The following is a 14,652-nucleotide window of genomic DNA, read 5'->3' as shown; positions in this document are numbered from 1 at the left end:
AGGGCAGCTGCTTCTGGCTGGAAATAGGCACGTGGCGCGGGCCCATGCCGCCGATATTCACCATGGCGGAGGATCCGCCAGGGCCGCCGTTCCAGCAGAAGGTGACGGGACGGTCGGACTTGTCCTCAAGATCGGTCACATAGGACAGCGCGAACATGTGCCCGATAAGCGTACCGTCATCGGTATGCACGGGCATCATCTCAGCGGTGGTTTCGTAGGTAAGAGTTTCCTTACCGTTGGTCCAGGTACGGGTTACCGACGCCGGCTCGGGAATAGTCGGCTCGGGCTTGGTGCCCTTGGCGCCGTCATTGATGGTGACGGTGAAGGACGGAGTGGTCTCAGCCATGATGGGCTCCTTAGGGTTTGCGTTTTCCCCTGTTCAGGGTTCAAAACGCACGGTACGCTCTCCCTGTGAAGCCTTTCATGGAGATGGCCTGGCCGTCACAAAAGCAAGAAGCAGCCGAAACGCCCCCGTTACCCACTCACCCCTTAGAGGGGATGCCTCAGACGGACGGCGCCTCTTGCCACTCGTCCTCTCCGAAAAGCGGTTCTGCTTTCCGTGCAACCTCCAGCGAAGGCCGGCGTCTCCATGAAGACTTCTCGCGGGTTTCGCCAATCCCTCCTTCGCGAAAACCTATAAACCACCTCGTTGCTGTGATACTTTCTGCGTACGCAAGAATTATTATCATTTCATGCATTTTTGCGGCGTACGCAGAAATTTACGTCTGTTTTGACATAATTTCGGCGTACGCAGAAATTTGGAGGAAGTCATGAGTCTCGTCAACACCGTTAGCGCCATCGGCGCCGCCATTCGCACAGAGAGAAAACGACAACATCTCACGCAAACCATGCTCGCAGATCTCTGCGGCGTCAGCCTTTCGTTCATCTCGAATCTGGAAAACGGCAAACCCACCACCGAGCTGGCAAAAACCCTCAACGTCATCAATACCCTTGGCCTCGACCTAACCATCCAACGCAGAGGTGAATAGCTATGCAGCTACCCATTTATCGCGACACCCCCGAAGGGCTCGCCCTTATAGGAGCCTTGAACCGCAAAAACGGCGCCGCTACCTTCCAATACAGCGAAGAATACCTTGATCGAGACGACGCCGCTTCCGTTTCGCTCTCACTGCCCCTCACGGACAAGCCTTACGACGAGGAGGCCCTTCTCCCTTACTTCAAAGGACTCCTTCCTGAAGGCGAGGCCCTTGAAAACCTCTGCCGGTCGCTTGGCATCCTCACCACCGATTACTTCACCATGCTTCAGATGTGCGGCCTTGACTGTCTCGGCGACATCATCATCAACCCTGAGGCCTATCAGGCAACTCGCGCCTATGAGCCCCTTACGCTTCAAGAGGTAAAGGCCATGGCAGGCAAGCCGAAGATGATTGATGAATCACTTGAGCTGGCCCGCCTTTCACTCGCTGGCACCCAAAGCAAGTGCGGCCTTTTCCATGATCCTAATGCACCCCTTGAGGAGGGCTGGTATCAACCGCGAGGCGGTGCACCCTCGAATTACATCGTGAAATTCGCCCGCGAAGATTTGCGCGACCTCATGACCGTCGAGCATCTCGCCATGGTCTGCGCCCATGCTTGCGGCGTTCCAACAGCCCGAACCGAGTTGATTGACCCCCTCAGGCCAGTTATATGCGTAGAACGCTACGACCGCCTGGCCCCTACAACCGAAACCGTGGACGGCCTGGTGACGCCCCGTCGCCGACACCAAGAGGACATCACCCAAGCCTTCGGCATAAGGCCGCAGGACAAATACCACCAGCTAGAGCCAAGCACCATCGCCGTCCTTGGAGACTTCCTCAGAAAGCGATCTGCCCAGCCCGCCCAGGACATCGCCAATCTCGCGCGCATCATTCTGTACAACTACCTCATCGGCAACTGCGACAACCATCTAAAGAATCTTTCGATCCTCTACGCTCCCGATTGGCAATCGTTCCAGCTGGCCCCCGCCTACGACTTGGTAAGCACCACATATTTCGCGCGCTTCACCAGCAACATGGGCATGGCCCTTGGCGACCACCTCGATATCAACGAAGTCACACCAAGCGATTTCTCGATTGTCGCTGAACAGCTAGGTGTCAACAGGCGCCTTCTTCGGTCCATGGCTCAAGAATTCGCCGATGAAGCCGTTCCGGCATTGAGGGAAGAAAGCGCGAAACTCAGGGCAATGGGATTCGAAGACGCCCCCTACATTACCGACGACATCGAAGAGGATGTGTATCCGCGACTCGAAATACTTCTCGCCATGTGAGACCTCCAGGTTTAACTGATCAGCAACAGAGGGCGAGCAATTTTCCGTTACACTGACGCGCAATTAGTTTTCTAGCGAAAGGACTGACCCTATGGGCATCGTAGAAGGAAAAGTGGCCGTCGTCACTGGTGGCACGCGCGGTATTGGCTACACCATCGCCAAGGAATTCTTGAAGAACGGCGCCAAGGTGGCCCTGGCCGGCTCGCGCCAGGAAACCGTGGACGAGGCGCTGGCGAAACTGGCCGAAGAGGGCCTGGCCGACAACGTCATGGGCATTGCCCCGAAGCTCACCGACCCCGATTCCGTCAAGGAAGCCTTCGACGCCGTGGTGGCCCGCTTCGGCCGCATCGACGTGCTGTGCAACAACGCCGGCATCAGCTCGCGCACGCCGCTGGTGGACTACACGCTGGAAGAGTTCGAGAAGGTCATGGACTTGAACGTCATCGCCGTGTTCGTGTGCAGTCAGGCAGCGGCCCGTCTCATGATCGAGCAGGGCGAGGGCGGCGCCATCATCAACACCAGCTCCATGGTGGGCAAGCACGGTCAGCCCTCGGGCTCGGCCTACCCCACTTCGAAGTTCGCCGTGAACGGCCTCACCTTGTCGTTGGCCCGCGAGCTGGCGCGTCATCGCATTCGCGTGAACGCCGTGGCCCCGGGCGTCACCCACACCGACATGGTGGACGCGTTGCCCGAGTCCGTTATCAAGCCCCTCATCGAGTCCATTCCTCTGGGCCGCATGGGCGAGCCCGAGGACATCGCGAACGCCTACCTGTTCCTGGCCTCGGACATGGCCGACTACATCTCCGGCGCCGTGCTGCCCGTGGACGGCCTGTCTCGCCCGTAAGAACCAATCGGTTCCGCGCGACCTTCCAGCCCGCCGCTTATGGCGGGCTCCTTTTTCACTTCTTTACTTTAGCACAGTAGAGCACTATAGTTTCAGACGCACCGTCAAGGTCGGTGCCACGTCTTGCGAGCAGCACCCCAGGCTCCTCACAAGACGCGCACCATTCAACGACAAGGAGTTGCCCATGAGCGCACCCTACGAAAACGCCGACGAAATGGCTGCCGCCCAAGGCGCAGCCGGCCAGCCCATGCTGAAACGCCAATTCGGCCTGCGCGAGGCCATCACCATCACCGTGGGTACCGTCATCGGCGTGGGACTGTTCACCACAGGCGGCAACATTGTAGGCATCATGGGACCGTCGGTTATCGTAGCCACCCTGGTGGCCATGCTCGTATCCATCTACCCGGCGCTTCTCTACGGCGAGATGGGCGCGGCACTCCCCTATGCTGGCGGCACGTACCAGTATGCAGGCCTCGGCCTGGGTCGTCCTTTCGGCATGCTGGCGGGCTGGAACTTCATCATTTCGCTCGTGGCCGTCACCGGCGGCGAGGCGCTGGCCTTCGCTTACTACTTCAAGACCATTTTCCTGGCCGTGGGCGTTGAGCTGCCTATTCCCGACGTGGCCCTGGCCTGTCTGGCGCTCCTGCTGTTCATCGTCACTAACGTGGCCGGCGTGAAGATCACGGGGCGCCTGCAGAACGGTTTCATGTTCTTCTTCTGGGGCGTGGCTGCCATCTGGTTCCTCACCATGATCCCCAACGTGAGCCTGCCCGTCTTCGTCACGGCACCAGAGTTCCTGGGCTCCATGGACGCCTTCGGATTCATCGCGGCTGTGGCCATGATCTGGTGGTGCTTCGCCGGCTTTGAAACCTGTTGCGGCATGGGCGAGGAAATTCGCTACCCCTCCATCAACATTCCCCGCGCCCTGAAACTGGCTCCCTTCATCATCTTTGCCGTGAACGGCGCTTTCCAGTGGTTTCTCGTGGGCATCACGCCCGTCGATGCCATTCCGGCCCTGGCCGACGCGTCGGCTCCCTACGCCGAGGCCATGATGTCGGCGGGCATCCTGGGCTTTCCGCTGCTGCTGCTTGCGCTGGGCGTGGCCTTTGGCGGCGACTTCTCCACGCTGAACGCCTCCATTGCCGTGCCGCCGCGCTACCTGTTCACCATGGCCCGCGATGGCGCCATGCCCCGTGTGTTCGCGAAAGTGCATCCGCGCTTCCGCACGCCCTACGTGGCCATTATCGCTTTGGGCGCACTGTCCATCCTGCTGGTGGCCACCAGCACCCTCGATTTCATCGCATCGCTCTCGCTGTTCGCCGATCTGTTCTACTACATCATCGGCATTGCCGCCGCCTGGGGTTTGCGTCGGCGCATGCCCGATCTTGCGCGTCCCTTCCGCGTGCCGGGAGTTGCCGTGGGGGTGCCCGTCTCCATCGTCATCTATGCGGTCATGATGAGCCAGCTGGGCACGGAGCCACTGGTGGTGGGCGCGGTCTGGTGCGTACTGGGACTAGTGGTGTTCTCCATATGCCAGGCCCGCTACGGCAAGCCAACCCCGGTATCGGTGGCTGAGGCGCTCCCGGGTGCCAACGAAGTGCCCGCTGCTGCCGAAGCCGCAAAGATGGACCGCGAGTACCGCATCTGGAAAATCGTGGTAGCCGCAGCCTGCGCCATCGTAGCGCTTCTGTACCTGGTACCGCTGATGATCGGATAGCTGCGCGAAAGCGCTACCCCAGCGCTACATCGAGCACCATCATGAGCACGAAGCCCAGGGCCACGCCGATGGTGCCGATATTGGTATGATGCCCCACCTGCGTCTGGGGAATGAGCTCTTCCACCACCACGTACATCATGGCGCCGGCGGCAAAGGCCAGCACGTAGGGCAGAAGCGGCGTAGCCAAACCCGTGATGGCCAGCATGAGCACCGCGCCCACCGGCTCAACCGCACCGCAGCCCGTGCCCATCACGAAAGCACGGGCGCGAGAGATACCCGTCGAAGTGAGCGGCAACGAAACGATGGCCCCCTCGGGCACGTTCTGAATGGCAATGCCGATGGACAGTGCCGTCACCGAGGCCAGAGTAATGGTGGGGTCGCCGGCCAAAAAGCCCGCGAGCACCACGCCAACTGCCATGCCCTCGGGCAGATTGTGAATGGCCAGGGCCATGAGCATCATCGTGGGCTTCTTAAGCGTCGAGGGAGCGCCTTCCGGCTCGTCGGAGCCCACATGCAAATGAGGCGTAAAGTGATCGATGACCAGCAGCAAAAACATACCGCCCAAAAATCCAACGGTTGCGGGAATCCAGGCAGGAACCGGACCGCCTTCGGCGGCCTCCAGCGAAGGAATTATCAAGCTCCACACGCTGGCGGCAATCATGACGCCAGCGGCAAAGCCGAGCAGCGCCTTCGTGAAGCGCTCGGACATGCCGCGGCGCAAAAACAGCACCAGCGACGCACCCACGGTGTTGCCCAAAAACGGCACGATAAGCGCAATGGCTAACGCAGTCGCTACAGCAGGTTCCATGATCTTCCCTTCCAGAAACAGCAAAACGGGCCGGAAGCCACGCCCCCGGCCCGCTCCTTCATGACATTATGCCTTGTAATGGGCGGCGTTCTTGCCGGCAATGCGGCCGAACGTGTAGATATCGGTCATCGAGCAAGAGCCCAAGCGGTTCGTGCCCATCTTGTGGCCGGCCACCTCGCCAGCGGCGTACAGGGCCGCAATAGGCTTGCCATCCTTGTCGAGCACCTCGGCCTCGGGGGTGATGTGCAGGCCGCCCATGGTGTAATGCACGGCGGGCTTGCAGGCCATCAGATAGTAGGGGCCTTCCTCGATGGTGTTCATCTCTTCGCCGCTATAGTGGAAGTCCGGATCGCTGCCCTTCTTGCAGTACTCGTTCCACTGCTCGACGGTTTTCTTCAACGCCTCGGGATCGACGCCCTGGGCCTTGGCCACTTCGTCAAGCGTGTCGGCCTTCACGATGACGCCACGGGACTCGCTGTTCTCGTACTCGTCAGCGTGGGTCTTGATCAGGCCAGTGTTGTCGGCAGCCTTCTGGTCGAACAGCAGATAGCCGACGCCGTCCGTTTGGGCCTTGATGCCGTTGGAGATAACATCGCGACGCTCAAGCTCCTCCACGAAGCGCTTGCCCTCCTTGTTAACCAAGATGCCGTAGTTCTCCAAACGCACGTCGCCTACGTACAGCAGCGCGCCAGTTTCGGGGTCGCACACTGGGTAGGTCTGGATGTATTCCATGTCGATGGTGTCGGCGCCGATCTTCTCGGCCATGACAATGCCATCGCCCTGAGCCGCCACCGAGTCAGTGGACAGAATCTTCTCGTCCATTTCGGGGTTGTACTTCATGCGCATTTCGATGTTGGAGCCGAAGCCGCCCGTCGTCAGCACCACGGCGTTGCAGGCGATAGTCTTCTCTTCGCCGGTTTGCTGGTCGAGCACCTTCACACCGGTCACAGCGCCGTTCTTCTCGCGGATGAGCTCTTCCGCCTTCATGTCACCGATAAGCACCAGGTTCTCGATTTCATTGGCACGGTTGGTCAGCTTCGTGGTCATCTCGGAACCCGAATGGGTAATGGGAATGATGGAGCGCTTGATGCTGTGGCCGCCGAACTGCATGAGATCGTGCTTCCAGGAGATGCCGCCCTCGTAGGTCAACCAATTGGCGGAATCCAGCGCACCGTTGGCAATGATAGTAACCAGCTCCGGATCGCCCTTGTTGTCGCCGCCGACCAGCATGTCGGTTACCAGGCCATCGGGCGAGTCCTTCACGCCCTGGGTTACCTGAATCCAGTTGCCGGGAACGGCCATCTCACCGCCGGACAGAGCCGTGTCGCCGCCATAGACGCCCATCTTGTCCAGCAGCACGACGCTCTTGCCCTCGTTGGCGGCCGTAATAGCCGCGGCAAAACCAGCGCCGCCAGCGCCGATGACCACCACGTCGGCCTTGTCGGGCAGCTCCACATCGTTCACCCACTGCGCCGGTTCGCGATGCTTCCAGTCCTCGGTGTCTTCGCCCAGCGTATCCAGGGCACTGCCTACGGCTGTCAGAAACGCCATGGAGGACAGGGTGGCGCCGCTGATGGTATCCACATCGAGGGTCTGATTGTCGATGATGGCCTTGGTCATCTTGTCCATGGCCACATCGCCCATGCCCGGCGTCTCGCGCGAATCCAAAACGGTAATGCGGTCGATGGCACCGTCCTTCATGGAAACCTCGACATCGAAGTTGCCGTGCTTGCCCATGCCCTGGCCAATAGCGGTTACCGAGCCTTCGGAATTCTTGTCCGTAGCGGCTGCCTGTTCCTTCTTTTTCTCGGCAGCCTCCTTCTCAGTCATCGGCGCGCACCCCGCAAGCAGCATGGTTCCGCCCAAAGCAGCAACGGCACCACCGGTGAGGAACTGACGACGAGAGTAGCGTTTCATGATGTGCCTCCTAAAGCAACGCCTCTGCGCGAAGGGAGACGGGTGCTGAAGCAGCCACAAGCAAAACTGCTGGCCACTTCTGGTTACCTTTCGGGAACGTCCCTTCCCCTTAATTCGCACCTTTCCGATGACTTCATCATAGGACCTCCACAGAGGAGGTCGCCAACTTGCAACGGACCCGCTCCGAACCGTTGCTCGGGCGTGACCAGAGGGTCATCTGATGGACGGACCGTCAATGTTCACGCCCGTCAGCTTCCATCCACGCAAGAAGATGCGGAGCGTGCTAGACTGGGCGCAGGGGTACATCATAGAGAGGGGCATTATGCGCGTTGAGGCTTTGACGCTCTTTCTTTCCGTGGCGCAGCATCGCTCTATATCGAAAGCGGCGCGGCAGAACTTCATATCCCAGCAGGGAGCCAGCGCCATCATTAAAAATCTCGAGAGCGAATTGGGCGTTTCCCTTTTCGACCGAACGCCTGCCGGGCTCCAGCTGACCGCAGCTGGCTGCAGCATCGCCCAAGAGGCCGCAAAGCTCGTCGACTCCTATCGGCGCCTTCAAATGATTGCCTCTCTCGAGGCTATTGCTTCTGCCGACAAAGAGCTCACCATCATCACCATGCCGTTCATCACCAATCAGCTTGAAGCCCTCTTCTCTGAATACGAGCTGCTCGCAGGCGGCATCCAGCTGCGCATCATCGAGCGAAGCCTGTTCGACATCATTGACCACTATGCCGAAGACGGCTCCGAAGCGCTGCACCTCATCGCGCTTCCCACGTTTATGACCGGCATCGCCGCGCGCATCTCTCAAGATTTCCAGCCGCTGGTTCCCTGCGAACTTATGGTCGCTTGCAACCGCACGTCGCCCTACGCCGATCGATCCCAGTTCACCCGTGCTGAACTCGCAAGCACACCGCTGGCTTGTTACAACGAGGAATTCCTTAACCGATTGCTCGCCCATCTTCTAGGGTCTCAGCAGCCCTCCATTCAGATGAGCACCTCGAACCCCGCTATGATAGGCCGGGCCGTGGCTGGCGGTGCGCTCGTAACGTTCACCGACTCCCTCTCGGTTTTTCTGGGAAGAAGCGACACCGAAACCGTGGTCGTACCCATTGAGAACAGCGTCGAATTTCTCGTCGGCGTCCTCGGAGTCGTCCCAGCCCAAGGAGCAGCAGCCCAGTTCATGGGCTTCTGCCAGCGCTATTTCGCCACCATGTGCGGTCCCTACCTTCTGCAGCATGGCCTCACAGAGGAGAGTGCATGAAATTCTATCGCTTAGAAATCAACCCCGCGCTCTGTCGGCGCTGCGGCACCTGCCTCGATGCCTGTCCTCGCCACGCCATCGAAACCCAGCCCGATCGCACCGTCGTCATCCTCCAAGAACGCTGCGACCAGTGCGGTACTTGTCAGGCATCCTGCAAACTCCGGGCCGTCGTCAAGCGCCGCGGCTTGTTCCTCTAAGCCGCGCACGGCACCGCGTCCGCTCCGCATTCTCATCCCCATTCACCAGCAAACTTCCTCAGCGCCTAGGGCCACATAATTTTGTTGTGGGCTTTACCGCTTCCTCCTGTTTGCGTCCACCCGCTTCCCCGTCACAAAATGTCCACAAGGACACGAACCGAAAGGAGGAGCGATGGATTCGGTTATTCCATTGCCCGACGGCGGCAAGGTGGTCAAAACCAACTGCTTCGAATGTCACGCCAAGTGCGGCGTGCTCTGCGAAGTGGACAAGGATGGCACCTTGGTCAGCGTGAAGGGCAATCCCGAGGATCCTCGTAGCGAGGGACGCATGTGCGGCAAGGGGCTTTCCGCTACAAAGATCCTCTACGATCCCGAGCGCCTGCGCTGGCCGCTGCGACGAGCCGGCGAACGCGGCGAGGGGAAGTGGGAGCGCATCACTTGGGATGAGGCGCTCGATTGGCTTCAAGCGCGCGTCGAGGCGCTCACCGAGGAGTACGGCGCCGAGACCATTGCCTACGGGCAGGGCACAGGCCGCGGCACCAACCAGTGGACGGGCCGTGCCGGCAACGCCGGCGGCCGCGTGCACCACAGCTTGTCTCCGGGCAACATCTGCCTGGTGCCCATGATGGTGCAGGCGTTTCTGCAGTACGGCATGTTCCCCACCTTCGATGGCTGCGACTTTGACCACGCGGACTGCATCGTATTCTGGGGCGCCAACTCGGTATGGACCGAGCCTACCTACACGTCCGGCCAAGTAGGACGCAGCCGCGATCGCGGCGCCAAGCTCATCGTCATCGATCCGTTCTTCGAGCATCCCCTCGCGGCCAAGGCCGACTACTTCGTGGGCGTGCGGCCGGGGTCGGACCCCTACATGGCCATGGCGTGGCTCAACGTCATCATGAACGAAGATCTATACGACCACGAGTTCACCCAGAAGTTCACCAATGCGCCGATGCTGCTTATCGAGGGCGCGAACGTGCCGTTGAACGGCGCCCTTATCGAAGAGGGCGGCAATCCGCAGAGCATGCTCGTCTTCGACAAGAACACCCAGCAATTCGTCGACATTCACACCCCCGGCATCGACGAGGATATGTTCTACCACGGCATGGTGAAGCTGGCCGATGGCACCGAGGCGCCCATCACCACGGTCTGGCAGGCGCTCAAGCAGCGCGTCGACCCCTGGACCCCTGAGGCCGCCGCCGAGAAATGCTGGGCACCCGCCGAGGTCATCCGCGAGTCGGCGCGCACCTACGCCGCCGCCGATGCCGCCACCATCAACGTGTTCCAGGGCATCGAGGAGCAGACCAACTGCAAGGACACGCTTCAGCTTATCAACATCATCATTGCCATTTGCGGCAACCTGGAGAAGAAGGGCGGCAACCTGAGCATGCCCTTCTGGAACCAGATGGGGCCCCTCACCGGCGCCGATCCGGAAACGCAGAAGGAGCTGCGCATCGTCAACGACAAGGCCTCGGGCAGCGTCTACGGCATCTCGAACCCCACTGCGGTTTTCGAGGCCATGCGCACGGGCAAGCCGTACCCGGTAAAGGGCTACATCATGGTGCAGGGCAATCCCCTGTCCTGGTCCGAGAACACAGCACTCGTCAAAGAATCGCTGCTCTGCCTCGATTTGCTGGTGTGCATGGACTACTATATGTCCCCCACCTGCGAATTGGCCGACCTGGTACTGCCCTCCACCCACTGGACCGAGCGCGACTACCTGGCCGACGAGGTGTGCAGCGAATGGGTCTTCGGCCAGCAGAAATCCGTCGAGCCGCTCTACGAGCGCAAGAGCGACGTGTGGTTCTGGCGCGAGTTCGGCCATCGACTGCATCCCGACTGGTGGCCCTGGGAAACCGACGAGGAGCTGTTCGACTGGCAGCTGGAACAGACCCATGCCGGTGTCACCTGGGAAGAGCTCAAGGGCAAGTGGATTCACCACGTGCCCCAAATGCCCTCGCGCGACTATCGGGAAAACGGCTTCCCCACGCCCACCGGCCGCGCCGAGCTCTACTCGGTTGTCGAGCTCATCATGGGTACCGATCCGTTGCCCTCGGCCAACGAGCCGAAGGAGAGCGTCTATAGCACGCCCGACATCGCCGCCGACTATCCGCTTACGGGCGTTACTGGGCGCCGCTACCCCATTTACTACCACAGCGCCTATCGCGGCATTCCCCACTTGCGCGAGATTGTCCCCGATCCCCAGGTAGTCTTCCACACCTCCTTGGCCGAAGAACTGGGCATCGATTACGGCGAATGGGTCTGGATCGAGTCGCCCACCGGCCGCATCACCATGAAGGCGCGTCCCTCCGACGGCATCGATCCACGCGTCTGCGTCATCCCCCATGGATGGTGGCAAGGCTGCAAGGCCCTGGGCAAGGAAGGCTATCCCGACGGCATGAGCAACGCGAACACCTTGACCGGCGATCGCGTGTACAACGACGAGTTCATGACCCCCGGTCTGCGCAGCACGCTGTGCCGCATCGTGAAGAAGAAGGGCGGTGAGTAGTCCATGGCCAAGAAACACTACGGCATGGTTATCGATCTCGATAAATGCACCGGATGCCAGGCCTGCGCCGTGGCCTGCAAGATGGAGAACGACGTCGATCTGGGTGTTTTCTGGGAGCGCGTCTACCGCATGGGTCCCATTGGAAAGTTCCCCGACAAGTTGGAGATGTTCTACTTCCCCAACCAGTGCATGCACTGCGAGAACCCCAGCTGCATTGACGTGTGCCCCACCAAGGCCACCTACCAAACCGAAGATGGCGTGGTGCTCGTCGACGCCAACCTGTGCTTCGGCTGTCAGTACTGCATCTGGGCCTGCCCCTACGAGGCACGTACGCTGAACCCCAACACCAAGACCGTGGAGAAGTGCATTCTCTGCGTTCACCGCCTGGAGCAGGGCGAACAGCCCATGTGCGCCTACACCTGCACCACGGGCTGCCGCATTGCCGGCGACCTGAACGATCCAGAAAGCGAAATCTCCCAAGTGCTGGCAGCCAACGAGGATCGCGCCTACCGCGTGCACCCCGAATTCGGCAACCACCCCTCGGTGGTGTACCTGCTGCCCCGGAAAGGAGCTGAGACCCTATGCAAATCCATTGGCCGCTCGTAGTTTCCACGGCCTGCCAGCGCGTGGGCCTGGGACTATTCATCTGCGCCTTCGTCGCGCAGCTTCTTATCGGATCGCCGGTTCCGCTCTCGGTGGTGGCGTGGATCACGCTCGGCCTGCTTGCCGTGGGCGGTATCGCCTCCATCTTCCACCTGCAAAGGCCCCAGCGGTTCTTCAACGCGTTCTCCAACCTGAAATCGCACCTGACCCAAGAGGCAATCATCACGCCGTTTCTGGCCATCGCTCTGCTGGTGTGCGGACTCGACGGCCTGGTGTTTAACCTGGGAGGGGGCACCTTGGCCGTCGGGGCCGTCACCGTGCTCCTCGCCGCCGCTTTCCTAGTTTGCACGGGGCTGGCCTACCAGATGGGATCGCGCCCGGCCTGGAACACGCCCTTCGTGCTGGGGCTGTTCCTGCTGACGGCCGCCGAGGCGGGCTCCATCGGCGTGGTGGCCCTCTGGCTGCTCAGCGCTGGCATGGTACCCACGGTGCTCGTGGGCATTGCCGTGATTCTTACGCTGGCATGCATCATCTGCCAAATTGCCTACACGAACCGCATGCGCTCGGTAGGCTACGGTGTGAACGTCGATGCCCGTCAGGAGCCTTACCGCACCACGTTCTACACCTGGGTTGCCCTAGGCGCAGCACTGCCCCTCATCGCCCTCGTGGTTATGTTCGTGGCACCGGGTGCTGCAGCAGTGCTGGCAGTCATCGCTTGGCTCTCCTGCGCCGGAGGCATCGCCGCCTGGACCATCCTGTTCTTCAAGGGCGCCCGCAAGGTAAAGATGTTCCCCATGTATCCCGTCGATCTCAACCTGGATATGTAGCACCCCAACCGCATATTCTCCTATCGTCTTGGACGGCCGCCCCTGGCGGTCGTCCCGAAAGGAACCCTCATGACTGAGAAGAAATTCTACGGCTGGAAGGTCGTAGTAGTTACCGCTGTGCTCTACGCCCTGCTTGGCAACTTCGGCCTGGCAGCAGCCCAGATCACCATTCCCGTAATGGCCCTCGATCCCACCGTCGGCATGGATCGCACCATGATCGGCATCGGCTTTACCGTGTTCATTCTCATGCAGGGCCTGCCCGGCCCGCTCATCGGCAAGTTCGTCGAGAAGTTCGGCGCCAAGAACGCCTTTTTGCTCAGCTCGCTGCTCATTGTCGCCACCGGTGTGCTCCTGGGCCTGTTCGCGGGAGCCAGTACGGCCGCCTACATTGTTCTTTTCGGCGTGCTGCTCAGCTTCTCGAGCACCCTGGGCGGTCAGGTGGCCACCCAAACCACCATTGGCAACTGGTTCGTCGTGAAGCGCGGTCTGGCCATGGCCGTCACTATGGGCCTGGGCGGCGTGGTGGCCTTCTCGTTCCCCCTGATCACAAACGCTGCCATCGGCGAGGGAGGAAACTGGCCCATGGGCTTTTTCCTCATCTCCATCATGGGCGTTATCTCCCTTATCGTGGCGTTCCTCTTTATGCGCAACAAGCCCTCCGACATGGGACAAGAGCCCGACGGCCTGCCTGCGGAAGCCTTGGGCGCTGCGGCAACCGCTGCCCCTGCGGGAGAGCCGGGTGTTGAGTCGCCGAGCGCTGAAGGCGCTGCCGCTGCTATGGCTGACGCGCGTCCCGGCGGCGTCTTCAAGAACACCCAGTCCCTCACTCAGGGACAGGCGTTCCGCACCCCGGCATTCTGGCTCATCCTGCTGGCGTCGCTTTCCATCTTCATCGGCCTGAACATGGCGGTGTCCTCCGGCGTGCTTCACTTCGGTGGCTTGGGCATCGATGCCGGCATCGTGGCCGGCGCTGTAGCGGTGCAGGGCATTGCCGCCGTGGCCGTGAACCTCATCATCGCCCCCTTGGCCGACCGTATCGAGCCGGCGCGCATCCTCGGCGTCTGCGCGCTCCTGACCGCCATCGGTGCTTTCTGCGCCTTCATCGCCCAACCGGGCAGCGTGGCCCTGCTCTACGTGTACTACATTTTGCTGGGCCTGGGCTTTGGCGGCAACACCAGCGTCATGCCCACCGCTTTCGCCAACTACTTCGGCATTGCGAACTTCCCCAAGATCATCGGCACCGTACTGCTGCTTTTGTCGCTGCTCTCGGGCCTTGTTCCCACCATTGCCGGCGTCGTGTTCGACGCCACGGGCACCTATGCCACCATGTTCCTGGTAGTGGCTATCATCTGCCTTGTCGGAACGGTGGCGGGCTTCGCCGTGCGCTTCCCTAAGAAAGCCTAGCGCCGCAGCAACATCCGATTTTACGAATGTGGCTCGCCTTTGGACGAGCCACGTTTGTTGGGAAGCGCGCCTGGGTCCTCGGCAGCCCTCGCAGCAGGATCAACCAACCTTCCCTGCAGGTCACCGCCTCCCCTTCCCCGACGGTAACCTTCTTGAAACGAACCTTTGGAGATTTTCTTCTATGCTAGGGCGCAGGCTTAGGCTGGAGCCCTACTTTATCCTCAAGAAAGGAGCGTCCATGGACATTCAGAAGGTTACCGTTGCCGGCGGCGGCGTGCTGGGCAGCCAGATTGCCCTGC

At 60.8% G+C, this 14,652-nt stretch carries 13 protein-coding genes; 10 read left to right on the top strand and 3 right to left on the bottom strand.

Annotation, left to right across the window (positions count from 1 at the left end; all coding sequences use genetic code 11):
* Nucleotides 1–346: hypothetical protein (locus tag QZ307_RS08665; protein WP_295998701.1), on the bottom strand; the 346-nt coding region annotated here is incomplete at its 3' end.
* Nucleotides 347–770: 424 nt separating this feature from the next.
* Here QZ307_RS08665 and QZ307_RS08660 point away from each other — a divergent pair.
* The 4 genes from QZ307_RS08660 (at nt 771) to QZ307_RS08645 (ending at nt 4,827) form a co-directional block, all read left to right on the top strand.
* Complete coding sequence (locus QZ307_RS08660) at nt 771–989, top strand: type II toxin-antitoxin system Y4mF family antitoxin (protein ID WP_295998697.1); 219 nt, start codon at nt 771–773, stop codon at nt 987–989.
* 2 nt (nt 990–991) lie between these two features.
* Complete coding sequence (locus QZ307_RS08655) at nt 992–2,266, top strand: HipA domain-containing protein (protein WP_295998694.1); 1,275 nt, start codon at nt 992–994, stop codon at nt 2,264–2,266.
* 91 nt (nt 2,267–2,357) lie between these two features.
* On the top strand, nt 2,358–3,110 hold the full coding sequence (locus QZ307_RS08650; RefSeq protein WP_275206392.1) for a 3-oxoacyl-ACP reductase family protein: 753 nt from the start codon (nt 2,358–2,360) through the stop codon (nt 3,108–3,110).
* A gap of 184 nt (nt 3,111–3,294) precedes the next feature.
* Nucleotides 3,295–4,827: an amino acid permease gene (locus QZ307_RS08645; RefSeq protein WP_295998688.1), complete on the top strand. Its 1,533-nt coding sequence runs from the start codon at nt 3,295–3,297 to the stop codon at nt 4,825–4,827.
* 13 nt (nt 4,828–4,840) lie between these two features.
* On the opposite strand, the gene QZ307_RS08640 is transcribed toward QZ307_RS08645, so the two are convergent.
* Nucleotides 4,841–5,635: a ZIP family metal transporter gene (locus QZ307_RS08640; RefSeq protein WP_295998685.1), complete on the bottom strand. Its 795-nt coding sequence runs from the start codon at nt 5,633–5,635 to the stop codon at nt 4,841–4,843.
* 66 nt (nt 5,636–5,701) lie between these two features.
* Nucleotides 5,702–7,552, bottom strand: a complete 1,851-nt coding sequence (locus QZ307_RS08635; protein ID WP_295998682.1) for a flavocytochrome c — start codon at nt 7,550–7,552, stop codon at nt 5,702–5,704.
* A 322-nt stretch (nt 7,553–7,874) separates the two neighbouring features.
* Between QZ307_RS08635 and QZ307_RS08630 the strand changes: the two genes are divergently transcribed.
* The 6 genes from QZ307_RS08630 (at nt 7,875) to QZ307_RS08605 (ending at nt 14,353) form a co-directional block, all read left to right on the top strand.
* A complete protein-coding gene (locus QZ307_RS08630; RefSeq protein ID WP_295998677.1) occupies nt 7,875–8,813 on the top strand; it encodes a LysR family transcriptional regulator in 939 nt (312 codons plus the stop codon).
* The gene (locus QZ307_RS08625; RefSeq protein ID WP_295998675.1) at nt 8,810–9,010 is read left to right on the top strand and encodes a 4Fe-4S binding protein; all 201 of its coding nucleotides are present in this window, start codon (nt 8,810–8,812) and stop codon (nt 9,008–9,010) included. The genes QZ307_RS08630 and QZ307_RS08625 overlap by 4 nt, the downstream gene beginning before the upstream one ends.
* 172 nt (nt 9,011–9,182) lie before the next feature.
* Entirely contained in the window at nt 9,183–11,519 is a 2,337-nt protein-coding gene (locus tag QZ307_RS08620) for a molybdopterin-dependent oxidoreductase (RefSeq protein ID WP_295998671.1), read from the top strand.
* Between the two features lie 3 nt (nt 11,520–11,522).
* Nucleotides 11,523–12,125 (top strand): 4Fe-4S dicluster domain-containing protein, encoded by a 603-nt coding sequence (locus tag QZ307_RS08615; RefSeq protein ID WP_295998667.1) that lies wholly within the window; start codon nt 11,523–11,525, stop codon nt 12,123–12,125.
* Nucleotides 12,101–12,949, top strand: coding sequence for a DmsC/YnfH family molybdoenzyme membrane anchor subunit (locus QZ307_RS08610; RefSeq protein ID WP_295998666.1), 849 nt, complete (start codon nt 12,101–12,103; stop codon nt 12,947–12,949). Before QZ307_RS08615 ends, QZ307_RS08610 begins: the two co-directional genes overlap by 25 nt.
* Nucleotides 12,950–13,018: 69 nt before the next feature.
* The gene (locus QZ307_RS08605) at nt 13,019–14,353 is read left to right on the top strand and encodes an MFS transporter (RefSeq protein ID WP_295998664.1); all 1,335 of its coding nucleotides are present in this window, start codon (nt 13,019–13,021) and stop codon (nt 14,351–14,353) included.
* The last annotated feature ends 299 nt before the right edge of the window (nt 14,354–14,652 follow it).

The sequence above is a fragment of the uncultured Adlercreutzia sp. genome, from assembly GCA_910585575.1.
Lineage (GTDB): Bacteria > Actinomycetota > Coriobacteriia > Coriobacteriales > Eggerthellaceae > Adlercreutzia.
This window is presented reverse-complemented; position numbering and strand designations above follow the sequence as displayed.